The sequence below is a fragment of the Alcanivorax sp. HI0044 genome (assembly GCF_001634945.1).
Genome location: NZ_LWEZ01001109.1, coordinates 1 through 878, shown reverse-complemented (window position 1 = coordinate 878; position 878 = coordinate 1). Strand labels below are relative to the sequence as shown.

Annotated in this window: 1 protein-coding gene; it reads right to left on the bottom strand. The window is 62.2% G+C overall.

What is annotated here, in order from left to right:
- Nucleotides 1–123: 123 nt before the first annotated feature.
- Nucleotides 124–878 (bottom strand): PepSY domain-containing protein (locus A3730_RS13165; protein ID WP_063538215.1); only part of this gene is annotated, 755 nt, incomplete at its 5' end.

Below are 878 nucleotides of genomic sequence, written 5' to 3'. Positions count from 1 at the left end.
GCATGGGCTAGCTGCATTGGACAATCATGGGGATTGTGTCCCGGCTTTCAACAGGCAAAGCGCTTTCTTTGGCAGGAATCTGGATCGTTTGCGCAAAACACCGCCAATTCAGCCCCCAGGGCCCTATGAACGGCGGGAGCGACTCCAGATCACCGTACCGGTCAGCGCCAGCACCACCAGCACCAGGGCCGCCAGGTCCATTACTAACTGGCCGGCCAGACCGAACAAACGCCCGGCATGCAGATCCAGCAACAAACGCTGCCAATTCAGTGACGGCGGTACACTTTGCGCCACTACACGCTGCTTCATGGTTACGGGCAGGGCCTGGAACAGGGAGGGCGCCCAGGTGGCGCCCTCGGGCAGCGCCACGCTGGCCAGCTGATCCACATCGTACTGGCTCAACCCCTGCTCGGTTTTCAGCACCAGCCCCTGATCATTGCGCCCCAGGGTACTGAATGCAGGCACCCCGTAGGCTGGCCCCATACGCTCCACCTGTTGGCCCTGGGCATCCAGCAGCAACAGTGCGTCAGCACAGCCGACCACCGTCCAGCCATTATCCTGCACCACGCCACGCAACGGCGCCCGACAATAGAGGCTCTTTTCCCCGTCAATAAACAGGCTGTCATTGGCCTGGGCATACCAGCGGTTATCCAGGACGATACCCGACACGGACTCTGGCACCGGCGCACCGTACCAGCGCGCCAGCAATGGCGGCAGCGGCCGGGACGACCAGCCGAAGGACTCGATATGATTAAGCAGGACGCCGGTGACAGATAGCACCAGCACGGGCAGCGCCACGGCTAACCCCAACCAGCGATGCCAGCGGCGCCACTGGCTTGTGGATTTGCGTTGTTTCACCGGCTCTTCCCATGGCCAAC